A 16,221-nucleotide genomic window follows, 5' to 3' on the forward strand; every position below is an offset into this window, starting at 1 on the left:
ACTTCTTCGTTGAAATGGCCACCCAAGGTTCTTGGGTGGCCATTTTGCGTTAACGAAGCACAACAGAATGCAGTTGCTTGTCGGGTCTACATGGCGTAGGCTCGATCTTTGGTGTGGACGCTCCATGTCCCCATCGTGATCACGGTCCCAGAGCTCCGGCTCGAGGACCGCGACGCCGACAAGAGATCTTGGGCAGGACACTCGTCCTGCGGTAATGAAGGAGAAACTACTATGGCAGCAGTGTGCCAGGTGACAGGAGCCGTTCCAGGCTTCGGTCACAACATCTCGCACTCGCACCGTCGCACGAAGCGCCGCTTCGACCCGAACGTGCAGAAGAAGACCTACTACGTGCCCTCGCTGCGTCGTAACGTCACCCTCAAGGTGTCCGCCAAGGGCATCAAGGTGATCGACGCTCGTGGCATCGAATCCGTCGTCAAGGACATTCTCGCTCGTGGGGTGAAGATCTAATGGCTAAGCAGCAGGACGTCCGTCCGATCATCAAACTCCGTTCGACGGCTGGTACCGGTTACACGTACGTGACCAAGAAGAACCGTCGCAACAACCCCGACCGTCTCGTGCTCAAGAAGTACGACCCCGTAGTGCGCAAGCACGTTGAATTCCGAGAGGAGCGCTAACGATGGCTAAGAAGAGCAAGATCGCCCGTAACGAGCAGCGCAAGGTTATCGTCGACCGCTACGCCACGAAGCGCGCCGAACTGAAGAAGGCCCTGGTCGACCCCGCCGGCACCGACGAGTCGCGTGAAGCCGCTCGCGTGGGCCTGCAGAAGCTTCCTCGCAACGCTTCGCCGGTTCGCCTCCGCAACCGCGACGCCATCGACGGTCGCCCCCGGGGCAACCTCTCGAAGTTCGGCATCAGCCGCGTGCGCTTCCGCGACATGGCGCACAAGGGCGAACTGCCCGGCGTCCGCAAGTCGAGCTGGTAACAGCCACGCAGCCGGAACACGTGTTCCGCTGACGCAGCATCGCAACACCCAACAGGCCGTCCGCATCGCGGGCGGCCTGTTCGCGTCTCCGGCCACAGCTGCAAGGATCGGAGGCGATCCCACACCGACGAGGAGGCGCTCTTGGACGTCCGGACGCAACGAGCGATCGCACTCCTCGTCGCCGGCTGCTTCTTCATGGAGAACCTCGACGGCACCATCCTCACGACCGCCGCCCCGAGCATCGCGCGCGACCTCGGCACCTCGTCGACCGCCGTCGGCCTCGCCGTCACCGCGTTCCTCCTCACCGTCGCCGTCCTCATCCCCGTCAGCGGCTGGTTGACGGACCGCTTCGGCGCGAAGCGCGTCTTCGCCACCGCCATCGCGCTGTTCACGATCGCGTCCATCCTCTGCGCCCTGAGCTCGACGCTGCCGATGCTCGTCGGGTTCCGGGTCCTCCAGGGCGTGGGAGGCGCACTGATGGTGCCCGTGGGACGGTTGGCCGTCCTCCGCGTGACCCCCAAAGACCGGCTCATCCAGGCCATCGCCCTCCTCACCTGGCCGGCGCTGGCCGCACCGATCATCGCGCCGTTCCTCGGCGGCGTCATCACGCAGTTCGCCTCCTGGCACTGGATCTTCCTCATCAACGTGCCCCTCGGTGTCGCAGCCTTCATCGTCGCCCTCCGCATCGTCCCCGATTTCGCCGCGGACGACGTGCCGCCGCTCGACTGGCTGGGGCTGTCGCTCAGCTGCCTCGGCCTGGCCTCGCTGCTCATCGCCGCATCCCTCGTCTCCGGCCTCGGATTCGAACCGCTCTGGTTCGCCGTGTCCCTCGCCGTCGGCCTGACCCTGCTCGGCCTGGCCGTCCGACACCTCCTGCGTGCCACCCATCCCTTCGTCGACCTCCGCTCCCTGCGCGTCGAGACGTTCCGATTGGCGAACGCCGGCGGCAGCGTCTACCGCCTGACCATCAGCGCCGTTCCGTTCCTCCTCCCACTGCTGTTCCAGGACGCGTTCGGATGGACGCCGGTGGAAGCCGGATCGATGGTGCTGTTCCTGTTCGCCGGGAACCTGGCCATCAAGCCGGCGACCACGTGGATGCTCCGACGGTTCGGGTTCCGACTCGTACTCGTCTCGTCGAACGTCATCGGGGTGCTGTGCATGGTCGCCATGGCGTTCCTGACGGCCGACACCTCCATCGTCGTCATGGCGCTCCTCCTGTTCCTGAGCGGTGTCGCGCGCTCGGTCGGCTTCACGGCGTACAACACGATCACCTTCGCCGACGTCGAACCAGCGGACATGTCGCGGGCGAACACCCTGAACTCGACCCTGCAACAGGCGGCGAGCGGGTTCGGCGTCGCGGTGGGAGCGATCCTCCTGTCCACAGGGTTCTCGCTCGAGGCCGGTTCCGGTGGAGGTCTCCTCCTGCCCTACCAGTTCGCCTTCATCGGGATCGCCGTGCTCACGCTGTTCCCGACCATCGAGGCATGGCTGCTCTCGCGCGCTGCCGGGCACAGCGTGATCGGCGTGCGATGAGGGTCGACGTCCGGGCCGCTCCCAGCTGGGAAACAACCGACACGCAGGTCCGTTTGTCCGCGAACAGCGGATACATCCCTGATTTCTCGCGGATTGCTGCTACATTCGAGGCGGTCACACCGACCAGTTGGTGCCGTATCAGCGACACCTTCGCTACCAACCAGTCAGCTGTACGTTGCAGCAACGTCCGAGGAGGACCCTCACAATGGCAAATTTGAACAAGACCGAACTCGTCGCCGCCATCGCCGCATCGACCGGCCAGAGCCAGGCGACCGTCGGCAGCGTTGTCGACGCGCTGTTCACCACCGTCGCTGAGACCGTCGCCAAGGGCGGCAAGGTTTCGATCCCGGGTTGGATCGCCTTCGAGCAGACCGACACCGCCGCTCGCACGGGCCGCAACCCGCAGACCGGCGCCGAGATCCAGATCCCGGCCGGCAAGCGCGTCAAGGTGACCGCCGGCTCGAAGCTCAAGGCTTCCGTCAAGTAACTCCTCGCGGACCACGGTCCGCGACGGCTCGGCCCGGACCACACGGTTCCGTACCAGCCCACGACAGCAGGGCGTCGCGAGAGCGACGCCCTGCTGTCGTTCGTGGAGGAGGACGTCTCGCGGGCAGCGACGGGTCGGGCATCCGGCCATCCGCGGACACTGCGGTGTCGGCGCATCCGCCTAGCATTGCTTCCATGCGGATCCTCCACACCTCGGACTGGCACCTCGGGCGGTCACTGCACGGCGTGGATCTGCTCCCGTACCAGCGCACCGTCCTGGAGCACCTCGAGCAGCTCGTCGAGGAACACTCGGTCGACGTCCTCCTCGTGGCCGGCGACATCTACGATCGCGCGATCCCGCCCGTCGAGGCCGTGACGCTCCTGTCGGAGTCGCTCGGGCGCCTGGCGGCCCGCACTCGCGTCATCCTCGCCCCGGGCAACCATGACTCCGCCATCCGTCTGGGCTTCGGAGCGGCCATGCTGCGGGAGGGCATCGACATCCGAGCCGACCTCACGCGCGTCGGCGAACCGGTCGTCGTCGACGACGAGCACGGCCCCGTCGCCTTCTACCCCCTGCCCTACCTCGACCCCGACACCGCGAGGGGCGTCCTCGGACCGACCGACGCGCCGCTCGCCCGTTCGCATGCCGCCGTGATGGGCGCCGCCCTCGACCGCGTGCGAGCCGACCTCGCCGCACGCCGGGAGCAGCAGCCGGTGCGATCGGTCGTCGCCGCGCACGCCTTCGTCATCGGTGGGCTCGCGAGCGACAGCGAACGCGACATCCGGATCGGCGGGGTCGACGCGGTCCCGGCTCAGCTCTTCGACGGCTTCGACTACGTCGCCCTCGGCCACCTGCACGGCGCCCAGCGTGTGGGCGCTGCTTCGGGAGTCGAGCGCATGCGCTACTCGGGGTCGCCGCTCGCCTACTCCTTCTCGGAGCGGAATCAGGTGAAGTCCAGTGTGCTGGTCGATCTCGGAGCCGACGGTTCCGTCGAGCTGCAGCTGCTGCCGGCGCCCGTCCCGCGCCGCCTCGTCGACGTGACCGGCACCCTCGCCGAGCTGGAGGGCCCGCTCGGCGATGCGGCGGTCGACGCATGGGTGCGTGCCACGGTCACCGACGACGTCCGTCCGCCGGAGCTCTACGCCGCGTTGAGTCGACGGTTCCCCCACCTGCTCGTCTGGTCGCACGCGCCCGCGAACCGATCGGAGGACGCACGGGCCGCAGCGGTCACGGCGGTCTCCGACCCGGTGGAGGTCACCGCGGAGTTCATCGAATACGCGACGGGCGCGTCGGCGACACCGCGGGAGCGCGAGCTCATCGCGGCGGCCAACGAAGCCGCCCTCGCCATGGAGGGCAGCGCCTGATGCGACTGCACCGACTCACCCTCCAAGCCATCGGCCCCTACGCCGGTGAACACACCATCGACTTCGTCGAGCTCGGCCGAGCAGGACTGTTCCTGCTCGAGGGGCCGACCGGGGCCGGGAAGTCCACGATCATCGACGCCATCGTCTTCGGCCTGTACGGCGAGCTCGCCGGCACCGGCGCCAGCAAGGATCGACTGCACTCGCACCACGCGCTCCCCGGCACGGAACCGTTCGTGGAGCTCGTGTTCGAGACCGGATCCGGCGTGTACCGCGTGCGCCGGACGCCGGCGTATCAGCGGCCCAAGCAGCGAGGTACCGGCTTCACGCCGCAGCAGGCGAGCGCCACCCTCGTCCGGCTGACGGATCCGGACGCCGCCACCGGGGAGACCCTGTCGACGCGCGCCCAGGAGATCGGTCCCGAGATCAGCCGCATCGTCGGACTCACCCGCGAGCAGTTCGTGCAGACCATCGTCCTGCCGCAGGGGGAGTTCGCGAAGTTCCTCGCCGCGGGTGGTGAGGAACGCAGCGAACTGTTGCGCTCGCTCTTCGGGACGGAGCACTACGAGCGGCTCGCGAGGCACCTCGTGGAGCAACGGCGGCAGGCGCAGCGCGACATCGAAGGGGCGAAGGAGGCGCTCGGACGAGCGATCGCCCGGTTCGCCGGGGCCGCGGAACTCGACGACGCCCGAGCGCTCGTGGATGCTGCGGGGTCGGACCGCTCAGGTGGAGTGGACCCCACTGCGCTCGAGCTCGCGGTGCCTGATCCCGGTACGAGCACCGAGGCCGAGCTGGCCGCCCTCGCCGTTCCGCTCGAAGCCGATTCGCCGGACCTCCTCGCGAACGCCGAACGCGTGGTCGCCGTCCTCGAACGGCTCGCCGTGACAGATGCCGCCGCCGCCACCGAGGCACGGCAGGCGCTCGATCAGGCTCGGTCCGAACACGTCGCTGCGACGACGCTGCTCGCCGCGCTCGACCGACGCGCCGAGCTGCTGCGGGAGCGCGAATTGCTCGCGATCGACGACGAGCCCGTCGCCGCCCTCACCGAACGGGTCGCGGCGGCCGCGCGAGCCGAGACGGTCGCATCCGCGATGGCCGGAGCCACGGCGGCTGCCACCGCGCTCGACGCCGCGAGCGAGGCCCTCGCCGAGGTGGAGCGGCAGACGGACGAACGGATCGTCGCCCTGGACGACACGGGCCTCGCGTCGCGTCGCGAGGCGATCACCGTCGAGCGCGCAGGCCTGACCGCCGTGCTCGCGCTCGAGGCCGGCACCGCGGCACGCCAGCTCGTGCTCGACGGCCTCCGCGCCGAACTCGCCCAGCTCGACGACCGGCTCGCGGAACTGGCCGAGGAACAGACCCGACGGGACGCCCGTCGAGCTGCCCTCGAGGAAGCACCGCAGCGCGCTGCGGACGCCGCCGCCACCTTGGAGCGCGCGAGGGCTTTGGTGGCGCGAGCCGCCGAACGCCGGACGGCGCTCGACCAGGTGGACGCCGCGGATGCGCGCCTCTCCGGACTCACCGCACGGTTCACCAGCGCGGCGGCAGCGGCGAAGACCGCGGTCGAAGCCGAGACCGCTCTGCGGCTTCGCCGGATCGACGGGATGGCGGGCGAGCTCGCGGCAGGCCTGGTCGACGGTGAGCCGTGCAGTGTCTGCGGTTCGCTCAGCCACCCGGCTCCCGCCGCGCTCGCGGGCGATCACCCCGACGCTGACGCGGTCGAGGCGGCCGCCGCCGCGCGCGACGAGGCCGAGACCGCCCTGCACGCGGCACAGCAGGCCCGTGACCTCGCGCTCGCCGAGCGCCGACGCCTCGTGGAGACGGTCCTGACGCTCGCCGTCGACAGCGGTGAGGACCTCGCCGGAACCGAGGCCGAGGCTGCGGACTTGGGATCCGAGCACGACCGCGATACCGAGCCGGTGGCCGCGACGGCCGGCTTCGACCCCGCGGCGGCCAGGAGCGAGGTCGACGCCGCGGTCGACGCTGCCGAGCGGCAGCGCTCGGAGGCGGCCTCCGCTGCGGAACACGCCCAGGCCGAGCTCGCGGAGGCTGGTCGGCTCGCCGAGGAACACCTCGCCGGTGTGGTCGCGGAGGCGCAGCTCGTCGCCGAGCGCGCGACCCTGATCGAGCGGTCCGCGTCGGCTGAACGCGCGCACGAGCAGGCCCGTGTCGAGGTGCTCAGGGTCCTGGACGACCGGGCCCCGTCGCTGGCCGAGCTGGATGCCCTGCTCGCCTCCGAACTCGCCGCGCTCGCCGAGCTCGCCGGCGCGCGCACGTCCCTCGCCGAGCGGCGTCAGCGCGACGCGGAACGGACCGTCGAGCTGGAGGCGGCGCTCGAGCGCGCCGGCTTCCCGGACCGGGCGGCAGCGGAGGCGGCGGCGATGGGCGGCGTGGAGCGCGCGAACGCCGAGGCGCGGGTCGCCGACCATCTGCGCCACACGACGGCGAACGCCCAGGCCCTCGCGAGCCCGAGCATCGTCGAGGCGGCGGACGCCGAGGCTCCGGACGTCGTCGCGACGGCCCAACGCCTGGCGGAGGCCGAGGCGGCGGCTGGGACGGCGACGGCCGCGGCCGCGGTGTCGGCACGACGCGCCAGCAATGCGGCGACGGCCGGTGCCGCGCTCGAAGCGGCGGCGGAGGAGAACGCCGAGGCCATCCGAGAGGCCGCGGCCGTGGTGCGCCTCGCCGACGTGGTGTCCGCCTCCGGCAGCGAGAACGCCACCCGGGTGACACTCGGCACCTACGTCCTGCTGCGCCGCTTCGAGGATGTCGTCGCGGCGGCGAACGCCCGCCTCGAATCGATGTCGGGTGGCCGCTACGAGCTCGTCAGAAGCGACCTCAAGGAGGGCCCCTCCCGCAGCCAAAAGGTCGGCCTGTCGCTCACCGTCCACGATCACCGGACCGATCGCCGACGCGACCCGAAGTCGCTCTCCGGCGGCGAGACCTTCTACGCCTCGCTCTGCCTCGCACTCGGGCTCGCCGACGTCGTCACCGGTGAGGCCGGTGGCGTCGAACTCGGCACGCTCTTCGTCGACGAGGGCTTCGGCAGTCTCGACCCCGAGACCCTCGACACGGTGATGGCCGAACTCGGCCGTCTCTCGGCGGGTGGCCGGGTCGTCGGTGTCGTCAGTCACGTCGAGGAGATGAAGCAGCGCATCGGCGAGCGGATCGAGGTCCGTCGGCTGGAGGACGGCTCGTCCACCCTCCTCGTCCGGGCGTGAACGGCGTCACACTGCGGTCCGGGTTCCCAGCAGCGCCGCGTAGGCTTGCACCGTGAATCGTGCCGTCCGCCTCGCAGGTCCCGCCCTGCTGCTCCTCGTGGCGGTGGCGACCCTCCTCGCGGGTCTCGCCTTCGGTGGCGGTGCCGATGCCCAGCTGCTGGGCGATCCCGGTGCGGTGGTCCGCTGGGGCCTGCCCGTCGCGCAGCTGCTCGTGAACCTCAGCGCGGCCGTGACCATCGGCGCGCTGCTCATGTCCTGCTGGGCGCTCAGCCCGGATCGTCGTGAATACGGTGCGGCGCTCGACGTCGCGGCAGCGGGCGCAGCGGTCTTCACCGTCGCCGCCGGCGTGACCGGGTTCTTCACCTTCCTCAACGTCACGCAGGTGCCGCTCACCTTCGACGACGCGTTCGGCGCCAAACTCAGCCTGTTCTTCACGAGCATCGAGTCCGGTCAGGCCTGGCTCCAGACCACGCTCATCGCCGCGGCCGTCACGGTGCTCTGCTTCGCCGTCCGCAACCACACGGTGGTCGTGTTCGTCTTCGGGCTGTCGCTCGTCTCGCTCCTGCCCATGGCCCAGCAGGGGCACTCGGCCGAGGCCAGCGGGCACAACGCGGCCGTCACCGCGCTCGGTCTGCACCTCGTGTTCGCCGCCATCTGGCTCGGCGGGCTGCTCACGCTCGTGTTCATCCGCAAGACCCTCGAAGACGGCCGACTCGCGCCCGTGCTCCTGCGGTACTCGACGGTCGCCCTGGTGTCGTTCGTCGTCGTCGCTGTGTCCGGGTATGTGAGTGCCGAGTTGCGCATCGGCTCGCTCGACCGCCTCGGCACGCCCTACGGCATCCTCGTCCTGGTCAAGGTGTTCGCGCTCCTGGCGCTCGGCCTCTTCGGTGCGCTGCAGCGTCGGGTGCTCATCGGGCGTATCGAGCGGTCCGCAGCCGAGCGCGCGACCACCGCCACCACCCGTACCGGCACGTTCTGGTGGCTCGTCGCCCTCGAACTCGGCTTCATGGGCATCGCGTCCGGTGCCGCAGCGGCCCTGGCGAAGACCGCTCCGCCCGTCGACCAGGCGATCCCGAGCACACCCACCCCGGCCGTCCTGCTCACGGGTGAGGAGCTGCCACCCGAGCTGACCTTCGCCCGCTACTTCACCGAGTGGAACATCGACCTCCTCTGGCTGCTGGCCTGCGCGTTCGGCATCTTCTTCTACATCGCCGGTGTCGTCCGCCTCCATCGCCGCGGCGACTCCTGGCCGGTCCTGCGGACCGTGAGCTGGGTGCTCGGGCTGCTCGTGCTCTTCTACCTGACCTGCGGCGGCATCAACGTCTACCAGCCCTACCTCTTCAGTGTGCACATGCTCGGCCACATGGGCCTGACCATGCTCGTACCGGTCCTGCTCGTCCCGGGCGCCCCCGTGACCCTGCTCGCGCGGGCCGTCCGCAAACGCCAGGACGACTCCCGTGGCGGTCGCGAATGGGTGCTGCTCGCCGTGCACTCGAAGTTCGCGGGCGTGATCTCGAACCCCATCGTCACCGCGGTGCTGTTCGCCGGGTCGCTGTGGGTGTTCTACTACACGCCGTTGTTCCGCTGGTCCATGGAGGACCACATCGGCCACGAGTGGATGGTGGTGCACTTCCTCATCACCGGGTACCTCTTCGTCCAGTCGCTCATCGGCATCGACCCGGTCCCGTACCGACTGCCGTACCCGATGCGGCTGCTCCTGCTCTTCGCGACGATGGCGTTCCACGCCTTCTTCGGTCTCGCCATCATCTCCTCCACCGGACTCTTCCTCGCCGACTGGTTCGGGGCGATGGGTCGTACCTGGGGGCAGGTCCCGTTGCTCGACCAGCAGACGGGCGGCGGCATCGCCTGGAGTGTGGGCGAGATCCCGACCCTCGCGCTCGCCGTGGCCGTCGCGATCTCGTGGAGCAAGAGCGACGCGAAGGACCAGAAACGCCTCGACCGCAACGCCGACCGGACGAACGACGCCGAACTCAACGAGTACAACGAGCGTCTCGCCCGGATGGCCGCGAACGACACCCGCTCCTAGCGGGCGGGCCTCAGCGGAGGTCGATGTAGAGGGAGCCGTCGTTCCGGATGGTGACGAACGCCGACAGCGTGAACGGCACGTCCTCGTCCAGGGTCGAGACGGTCCCGTCGAAGAGTGACTTCACCGCGACGACGATATGGGCGGCGCCGCCCGTCGCGGGCATCTGCCAGCCGATGTCGCCCGGCTGGACGTCGACGACGGGGTAGCTCGCGATGGACCAGACGGGGAGGTCGTCGACGCGGTCGCGGATCAGCATGCCGAACGGGCACCCCGTGGGTTGGAGCACCTGTTGGGCGGCGCAGCCGTCGAGGTACTCGTTGACCTGCGTCTGCACCTCCAAGACGAACCCGGGGGTGGCGTTCGCCGTCACCTCGGCGTCGACGACACTCGCGACCTCGGTGGTCGTGGCCGTGTCCACGGACGCCGTCAGGTACGGGGTGTCGACGGAGAAGTCCACACTGCCCGGGGTGAAGGTGAGGAGCGGGACGGTGGAGGTGAAGGCGCCCTCGGAACCTGCAGCCACGCGGCGGCTGTCGAGCTCGAAGCCGTTGGCCAGGAATCCGGTGGTGTGCGCGACGGTCAGCCGGACGACACTCAGGGGGCTCGTCTCGAACCGCCAGGACGGGAAGAGGCCGAAGGTGCGTTCGCCGCTCATGATCGAGAAGGCGGTGCGGTGCGGCTGGCCGGCGAGCCGGTAGGAGAAGGTCACCTCGTGGGTTCCGGCGGCGGTCGTGACGTCGGACACGAGCCGGACGTTCTCGATCGTGCCGAGCGCTTCGCTGCGGAGGAGGGCGTCCGAGCTGTCGGCGGGGAGCCCGGCCTCCTCGAGTTCGGCGGAGCTCAGCGCGACCCCGGGGAGCGCGAGTGCCGCGGCCGCGTCGTCGGTGGCGAGTGCTTGGAGGTAGCTTCTCGCGAACGATCCCGCGCCGTAGACGTCACGGGCGACGGCCGACCAGGCGGAGAGGATGGCGGCGACGAGCAGCGCGGCGATGCAGAGCCACAGCACGACGGCGCGCACGAGTGCACCGCGCACCGCCCCCGGGCGTCGCAGCTCCCCACGCGTCGCGACATGGCTCATCCCCACATCCTAGGCGGGCGCCTCCCGTAGGATTGGAGGGCGAAAACGGGAGGGAACCGAAGCACCATGAGCGTAGCCCTCTCCGCCGAGCAGCAAGCCGTCTTCGACCGCATCGAGAGCACCCGCGAGCACCTGTTCGTCACGGGCCGAGCGGGCACCGGTAAGTCGACGCTGCTCAACCACCTCGCGTGGAACACCTCGAAGCAGTTGGCCATCTGCGCACCGACGGGCGTCGCCGCCCTGAACGTGGGCGGCCAGACCATCCACTCGCTGTTCCGGTTGCCGATCGGGCTCATCGCCGACCACACGATCGATCAGAACGACCAGACGCGGAAGCTGCTCAACGCGATCGACACGCTCGTCGTCGACGAGGTCTCCATGGTGAGCGCCGACCTGATGGACGCCATGGACCGGAGTCTCCGTCAGGCCCGGCAGCGCCCGCGCGAGCCCTTCGGCGGGGTGCAGATCGTCCTCTTCGGCGACCCGTACCAGCTCGCGCCGGTGCCGGGCAGCCTCGAGGAGCGGGCCTACATCGCCGACACGTACCGCTCGTTCTGGTTCTTCGACGCGAAGGTGTGGTCCGAGACCCCGCTGCAGCTCGTCGAGTTGACGGAGATCCACCGTCAGCACGAGGCCGAGTTCAAGTACCTGCTGAACGGGGTCCGTCACGGGCAGGTCACCGCTGAGATGGCCGGGCGCCTGAACGGTATGGGGGCGCGCACCCCACCGGAGGACGGCGTCATCACGCTCGCGAGCCGCAACGACACCGTCGACCGCATCAACAAGGCGGCGCTCGCGAAGCTGGACGGCAAGCCGCTCACCGCCAACGCCGAGGTCTCGGGTGACTTCGGGGGCCGCGCGTTCCCGGCCGACGAGGCCCTCGACCTCAAGGTCGGTGCGCAGGTCATGTTCCTCCGCAACGACAGCGAACGTCGCTGGGTGAACGGCACGCTCGGGACGGTCGTGAAGATCGACTCCACCGTGTGGGTCGAGGTCGACGGCGAGCAGTTCGAGGTCGAGCCGGCGACGTGGGAGAAGTACAAGTACTCCTACTCCGCGGTGACGAAGCAGCTGAAACGCGACATCGTGGCGGAGTTCACGCAGTTCCCACTGCGGCTCGCGTGGGCGGTCACGATCCACAAGTCCCAGGGCAAGACCTACGACCGAGCCATCGTCGACCTCGGGAGCCGTGCGTTCAGCCCCGGGCAGAGCTACGTCGCGCTCAGCCGGATCTCCACACTGGACGGCCTTTACCTCTCGCGTCCGCTGCGTCCGAGCGACATCATCGTCGACACCGACGTGAAGCGGTTCATGTCGGGGCAGTAGCGTTCGCTCGCCCGTTTCTGGGCGAATCGGCGCTCGGTCGCCCGACAAGGGGCGAACGAACGGGGCCGGTAACCCTACGATTATCGGTTATGACGCATCCGATGCCACAGGGCCAGCCGCAGCCCGGTCCGATCACCGCCTGGCGCACGCTCGAGCTGCACACCAGCAAGCCGCCGTTCGCCGGGTACTGGGGGTTCATCCCGCTCGTCGTCCGCATCGACGGCTTCGAGCACCGTCCGAACTGGGGGCCGTCGCAGTTCACGGTGCCCGCCGATCGGCCCGTGCACGTGGCGTGCTCGATGGCCTGGCTGTGGGAGTTCGGCCATGCCGACTACCTGCTGCACCCCGGCGAGGCGCCGACGCTCGACTACATCGCGCCGGCGCAGCAGTGGGTCTCGGGATCACTCGCGCCGCGCGGCCAAGCGGTCATCAAGGGACGCGGCGCGCAGATCGCCGTGTACGCGGTGCTCGCCCTCGTGTTCGTCGCCATGTTCGGCGTCCTGGCGCTCTCACTGACGATGTAGTCGGACGGGAGCTCGCGGCTCAGGCGACGGCGGTCGCCTTCGCGGTCGCGAGGTCGCGGAAGAGGTCGGTGTTGAAGCGGTAGGCCACCATGACCTCCTCGATCACGCGCACCTGCTCGTCGTCGTCCCACGGCACGGCGTCGAGTTGCTCGCGGTAGGTGTCCTTGAACTCGCGCGGCTTCGCGATGTCGCCGAAGAGGTAGAAACCGACGCCGTTGGTGTCGAAGCCGAACTGACGCTGCATGAGGGTGCGGATGATCTGCCCGCCGGAGAGGTCGCCGAGGTAGCGGGTGTAGTGGTGGGCGACGAAGCCGCCCGGCCAGATCGCGCCGACCTCGTTGATGCGAGCCACGTAGCGGGCGGTGGTCGGGAGCGGGGTGATCTGCTCGCGCCAGTCCGGCCCGATGAGGAACTCGAGGTCCTGCACGATCGCGGGGAGTCGCGTGAGCTTGTCGCTGATGAACGGTGCGGCGACGGCGTCGGCGCGCATGCGGTCGGCCGCGGCCTCCAGGGCTTCGTAGATGAAGAAGTGCTGGGCCACCAGGGCGACGTAGTCCGCCTTCGACCCCTTCCCGGTCATGAGGTCGCCCATGAAGTCCGCGCCCTCGCTGGAGGCGTGTCCGGCGGAGGTGCGCTCGCGCAGTGCCTGGGAGAAGGGGATCACAGTGCTCATGTCGGACTCCACGTCGGCGTTGTCGGTAAGGGTTGCCTAAGTGTAGCCGTCTGCGCTCTCGGAGGGGAGGGTGATTCGGCGGGGGTGGAGCTGATCAGTGGCTGCTGTGCAGGGAACCGTGCGGAACCGCGAACGCGCCGGCTCGGGTCTGCGCGAGCGCCGGCGTCGTGAGTGCCGCCACCACCGCGGCTCCTGCGAGCAGGGTGAGGACGTAGCGCCCGGTGCTCGGTGCCGGACGCGGGCGACGGCTCCGGTGGGCCACCAGCTCGTCCAGCTCGAGTTCCTCCGGTGCCGTCGCGGCGAGCGTGAGCCTCCGGAGCCGCCGTGCGAGCACGCCGGCCACCGTCAGCAGGAGGACCGTCGACGACAACGTCGGGAGGAACGGAGGGACGGTCGTGACGCCCACGGATGCCAGCCCGTACAAGACCACCCACACCACGACTGCACCCACGGCGCCGACGAACGACGCACGGAGCCCCGGCACGCGGTCCCGGACGAGGACCACGGCAGCCCACAGCAGCGCGCCGACCCCGAGTGCCACGAGCGGGACCGCGCCGACGGGCGAGGACCCGGCGCCGGTCGCGACCAACACGAGACCGGCGCCGAGGGCGGCCATCGCCAACAGGCTGTTCGCGATCGAGGTCGTCCCGGAGCGGGTCATGACGTCGTCGTCCGCCCGGGCGGTCACGCGTGCGGTCGACGTGGACATGTCAGGCCGTCGCCACCCGCGACACGCGCTTGTCGGCCGCGAGTCCGGCGCCGAGCAGGACCACCGCGCTCGCGAGGTGGAGGAAGTGGTCGGCGGTGTTCAGCGCGAGGATGTTCAGCGCCGATCCGACGATGAAGAACCCGACGACGCCGAGCAGCAGGTAGAACGCTCCGATGACCGTGTTGACGGTCTTGGCTGCGACCGCGCTGGACAGGCCCGCGATGAGCAGGGCGGCACCGATGAGCACGTGTGCGATGTTGTGCAGCGGGTTGACCTCGAAGATCCCGAGGAGGAGTCCACCCTCGGTGGTGAGGAACGGCAGGCCGCCGGCGACGATGCCGCCGAGGAGTCCGACCACCACGTAGACCGCGCCGAAGACGGTGGCGAAGAGCCGGTTGGGTGAGTGACGCATGGGAGCCTCCTGGGGTCCGTCGGGCCGCGGGTGCTTCCCGGGGCATGGAGGAGTTCGGAGGTCGGACACCCGACGGTTTGGTCGACGCCGCCGCTCAGTCGTGCGGGCGGGGCTCCACGCCGAGGCGCTCGCAGGCGGTGTCGTAGAGGGCCACGACCTCGCGGCGGATCTCACCGCGCCCGGAGATCGTGCCCGCCGGCCAGGGCACCCGTCCACCGGCAGCGGTGCCGTCGACCGTCCACGTCCACTCGCCGCCCGTCTCGTCGAACGAGATCATCGTGGCGGCCTCGGCGGCGGGTTCGAGGAACGCCCGCACGATGAGCAGGTTGTCGTCGGGGTGGTCACCGTTCATGTGCGCCAGGACGGCGTCGACGGTGGACTGCGGGAACGGGTTCGAGGTCACCTCTCCAGGGAACACCATCATCGGTCGGCGCACCAGGGCCGTGGGCGAGGTGCCCGGCGCGCGGCGCGCGACCGCTGCTCCCAGCCGACCCCGGTTACAATCGGGAGCAGTCTGCAGTCCGGCAGACCGCTCATCAGGGGGATGACTTGACTGCAACAGCTTCGAGGCGCAGACGCCTCGCCGCCTTCTTCACGGCGGCGACGCTCGCGACGGTGCTCGTCGGCTGCTCGGGACCCTCGGTGTCCGACACCGACTTCCCCGATCAGGTGAGCGGTGCCCTGGCCGGCGACACGACCGACGCCATCACGGCCGCGGTCGAATCCGCCGTCGCCCAGTCCGGTTCCTCCGGAGCCATCGTCGGCGTCTGGGCTCCCTGGGCCGGCAGCTACACGGCGGGCGTCGGCACGACGGAGCCGGGCGGCAAGACCAAGATGGACCCGTCCATGGTCTACCGCATCGCAGACACGACGCGTCCCATGACCTGCACGGTGCTCCTCGAGCTGGTCGACGAGGGCAAGATCAAGCTCACCGACGAGGTGAACAAGACCCTTCCGCAGATCCAGGGCATCGACGGCATCACCTTCCAGCAGCTCTGCCAGGGGACCTCGGGGCTCGGCACGTACACGCCCGCCCTCAACGCCCAGTTCGTCACGAACCCGACCCGCAACTGGTCGATGGCCGAGATCCTCGCCAACGGTCTGGCGAGCGGTTCGCGCACGGCCCCCGGCGCGCTCTTCGGCTCGAGCGACACCGGCTACATCCTGCTCGGGATGGCGCTCGAAGAACTCACCGGGCAGTCGTGGCAGTCCCTCTACGACCACTACGTCTTCTCGCCGCTCGGCATGTCGAAGTCCAGCTTCCCCGACGCCGCCACGGTCACCCTTCCCGGTTCGCACCCGAAGGGGTACCTGACGCCGCGCATCGCCGACGGCACCTTCCAGTGCGACACCCCGACGGACGAGACCGAACTCTCCCCGTCGATGGTGTGGACCGCGGGCGGCGTCGTCTCCTCGGTCGACGACCTGCGCAAGTTCACCCAGTCCTTCGCCTCGGGTTCGCTGCTGAACGACAGCACCTACAAGAAGCAGTGGAAGGACCCGGTCGCCCTCGGCGACGACCAGCCGACGTGGAAGACGTTCGGTGTCGGTGGCGTGCAGCTCGGGCCGCTCCGCGGTCAGGCCGGATCCATGCCCGGGTCGCTCTCCGCGGCCTTCGCAGACCCGACCTCCGGCCTCACGGTCGTCGTGATGCTCAACAACTCGACGCTCGGTGCCGGCTTCGTGCAGGCGCTGGCGATGGAACTCGCGTCCATCGGTGCCAAGGCGGCGCCGGCGAGCGGGCAGAAGGCTCCGGAGATCGCGCTCCCGTGGTCGGAGCAGCAGATGGCCGAACAGCTCGCCGCCTCGGCGATGGTCTGCGCGCCGCCCGTCGCCCCTGCCGGGTAGTGCGCGCGGTCTCCGAGGCCGCAGCGTGGCGCTGGATCGTGGCACGATGACGGTTTCCG

The 16,221-nt window shown here is 69.7% G+C and carries 15 protein-coding genes and 1 pseudogene; 11 read left to right on the top strand and 5 right to left on the bottom strand.

All coding sequences use genetic code 11. The annotated features are described in order from the left end of the window. Window positions 1-231: 231 nt before the first annotated feature. The 8 genes and pseudogenes from rpmB (at window position 232) to QRN26_RS15890 (ending at window position 9,592) form a co-directional block, all read left to right on the top strand. Window positions 232-468, top strand: coding sequence for a 50S ribosomal protein L28 (gene rpmB / locus QRN26_RS15855; protein ID WP_056010522.1), 237 nt, complete (start codon window positions 232-234; stop codon window positions 466-468). After that, a complete protein-coding gene (gene rpmG / locus QRN26_RS15860; RefSeq protein ID WP_056010525.1) occupies window positions 468-635 on the top strand; it encodes a 50S ribosomal protein L33 in 168 nt (55 codons plus the stop codon). The genes rpmB and rpmG overlap by 1 nt, the downstream gene beginning before the upstream one ends. A 2-nt stretch (window positions 636-637) precedes the next feature. Beyond that, the gene (gene rpsN / locus QRN26_RS15865) at window positions 638-943 is read left to right on the top strand and encodes a 30S ribosomal protein S14 (RefSeq protein WP_056010528.1); all 306 of its coding nucleotides are present in this window, start codon (window positions 638-640) and stop codon (window positions 941-943) included. A gap of 120 nt (window positions 944-1,063) precedes the next feature. Continuing rightward, a pseudogene (locus tag QRN26_RS15870) lies at window positions 1,064-2,476 on the top strand (MFS transporter); the annotation flags it as partial. A gap of 205 nt (window positions 2,477-2,681) precedes the next feature. After that, window positions 2,682-2,963, top strand: coding sequence for an HU family DNA-binding protein (locus QRN26_RS15875; RefSeq protein WP_056010531.1), 282 nt, complete (start codon window positions 2,682-2,684; stop codon window positions 2,961-2,963). Between the two features lie 194 nt (window positions 2,964-3,157). Further along, window positions 3,158-4,327: an exonuclease SbcCD subunit D gene (locus QRN26_RS15880; RefSeq protein ID WP_285037503.1), complete on the top strand. Its 1,170-nt coding sequence runs from the start codon at window positions 3,158-3,160 to the stop codon at window positions 4,325-4,327. After that, the gene (locus tag QRN26_RS15885) at window positions 4,327-7,545 is read left to right on the top strand and encodes an AAA family ATPase (protein WP_285037504.1); all 3,219 of its coding nucleotides are present in this window, start codon (window positions 4,327-4,329) and stop codon (window positions 7,543-7,545) included. Before QRN26_RS15880 ends, QRN26_RS15885 begins: the two co-directional genes overlap by 1 nt. Before the next feature lie 52 nt (window positions 7,546-7,597). Continuing rightward, on the top strand, window positions 7,598-9,592 hold the full coding sequence (locus QRN26_RS15890; RefSeq protein ID WP_285037505.1) for a bifunctional copper resistance protein CopD/cytochrome c oxidase assembly protein: 1,995 nt from the start codon (window positions 7,598-7,600) through the stop codon (window positions 9,590-9,592). A gap of 10 nt (window positions 9,593-9,602) precedes the next feature. Here QRN26_RS15890 and QRN26_RS15895 read toward each other — a convergent pair whose 3' ends face one another. Further along, window positions 9,603-10,670: a hypothetical protein gene (locus tag QRN26_RS15895; RefSeq protein ID WP_285037506.1), complete on the bottom strand. Its 1,068-nt coding sequence runs from the start codon at window positions 10,668-10,670 to the stop codon at window positions 9,603-9,605. A gap of 66 nt (window positions 10,671-10,736) precedes the next feature. Between QRN26_RS15895 and QRN26_RS15900 the strand changes: the two genes are divergently transcribed. Next, on the top strand, window positions 10,737-11,996 hold the full coding sequence (locus QRN26_RS15900) for an ATP-dependent DNA helicase (protein ID WP_056010540.1): 1,260 nt from the start codon (window positions 10,737-10,739) through the stop codon (window positions 11,994-11,996). A gap of 89 nt (window positions 11,997-12,085) precedes the next feature. Then, a complete protein-coding gene (locus QRN26_RS15905) occupies window positions 12,086-12,520 on the top strand; it encodes a hypothetical protein (protein WP_056010543.1) in 435 nt (144 codons plus the stop codon). Window positions 12,521-12,539: 19 nt separating this feature from the next. Here the strand turns inward: QRN26_RS15905 and QRN26_RS15910 are convergent, their stop codons facing one another. The 4 genes from QRN26_RS15910 to QRN26_RS15925 form a co-directional block, all read right to left on the bottom strand. Continuing rightward, on the bottom strand, window positions 12,540-13,193 hold the full coding sequence (locus tag QRN26_RS15910; RefSeq protein ID WP_285037507.1) for a biliverdin-producing heme oxygenase: 654 nt from the start codon (window positions 13,191-13,193) through the stop codon (window positions 12,540-12,542). A 94-nt stretch (window positions 13,194-13,287) separates the two neighbouring features. Then, a complete protein-coding gene (locus tag QRN26_RS15915) occupies window positions 13,288-13,902 on the bottom strand; it encodes a hypothetical protein (protein ID WP_285037508.1) in 615 nt (204 codons plus the stop codon). A 1-nt stretch (window position 13,903) separates the two neighbouring features. Further along, window positions 13,904-14,314: a DUF4383 domain-containing protein gene (locus QRN26_RS15920; RefSeq protein ID WP_285037509.1), complete on the bottom strand. Its 411-nt coding sequence runs from the start codon at window positions 14,312-14,314 to the stop codon at window positions 13,904-13,906. A gap of 94 nt (window positions 14,315-14,408) precedes the next feature. Beyond that, the gene (locus QRN26_RS15925) at window positions 14,409-14,717 is read right to left on the bottom strand and encodes a DUF2470 domain-containing protein (RefSeq protein WP_350223930.1); all 309 of its coding nucleotides are present in this window, start codon (window positions 14,715-14,717) and stop codon (window positions 14,409-14,411) included. A gap of 146 nt (window positions 14,718-14,863) precedes the next feature. Here QRN26_RS15925 and QRN26_RS15930 point away from each other — a divergent pair, with 146 nt between their 5' ends. After that, on the top strand, window positions 14,864-16,162 hold the full coding sequence (locus QRN26_RS15930; protein ID WP_162235766.1) for a serine hydrolase domain-containing protein: 1,299 nt from the start codon (window positions 14,864-14,866) through the stop codon (window positions 16,160-16,162). Window positions 16,163-16,221: the final 59 nt, after the last annotated feature.

The organism is Plantibacter sp. ME-Dv--P-095 (assembly GCF_030209365.1).
Classification (GTDB): Bacteria; Actinomycetota; Actinomycetes; order Actinomycetales; family Microbacteriaceae; genus Plantibacter.

Bases quoted from the DNA above. Each gene is read 5' to 3' on its own strand.
- rpmB (WP_056010522.1), top strand. From the start codon at position 232: ATGGCAGCAGTGTGCCAGGTGACAGGAGCCGTTCCAGGCTTCGGTCAC.
- rpmG (WP_056010525.1), top strand. From the start codon at position 468: ATGGCTAAGCAGCAGGACGTCCGTCCGATCATCAAACTCCGTTCGACG.
- rpsN (WP_056010528.1), top strand. From the start codon at position 638: ATGGCTAAGAAGAGCAAGATCGCCCGTAACGAGCAGCGCAAGGTTATC.
- QRN26_RS15875 (WP_056010531.1), top strand. From the start codon at position 2,682: ATGGCAAATTTGAACAAGACCGAACTCGTCGCCGCCATCGCCGCATCG.
- QRN26_RS15880 (WP_285037503.1), top strand. From the start codon at position 3,158: ATGCGGATCCTCCACACCTCGGACTGGCACCTCGGGCGGTCACTGCAC.
- QRN26_RS15885 (WP_285037504.1), top strand. From the start codon at position 4,327: ATGCGACTGCACCGACTCACCCTCCAAGCCATCGGCCCCTACGCCGGT.
- QRN26_RS15895 (WP_285037506.1), bottom strand. From the start codon at position 10,670: ATGAGCCATGTCGCGACGCGTGGGGAGCTGCGACGCCCGGGGGCGGTG.
- QRN26_RS15900 (WP_056010540.1), top strand. From the start codon at position 10,737: ATGAGCGTAGCCCTCTCCGCCGAGCAGCAAGCCGTCTTCGACCGCATC.
- QRN26_RS15905 (WP_056010543.1), top strand. From the start codon at position 12,086: ATGACGCATCCGATGCCACAGGGCCAGCCGCAGCCCGGTCCGATCACC.
- QRN26_RS15910 (WP_285037507.1), bottom strand. From the start codon at position 13,193: ATGAGCACTGTGATCCCCTTCTCCCAGGCACTGCGCGAGCGCACCTCC.
- QRN26_RS15915 (WP_285037508.1), bottom strand. From the start codon at position 13,902: ATGTCCACGTCGACCGCACGCGTGACCGCCCGGGCGGACGACGACGTC.
- QRN26_RS15920 (WP_285037509.1), bottom strand. From the start codon at position 14,314: ATGCGTCACTCACCCAACCGGCTCTTCGCCACCGTCTTCGGCGCGGTC.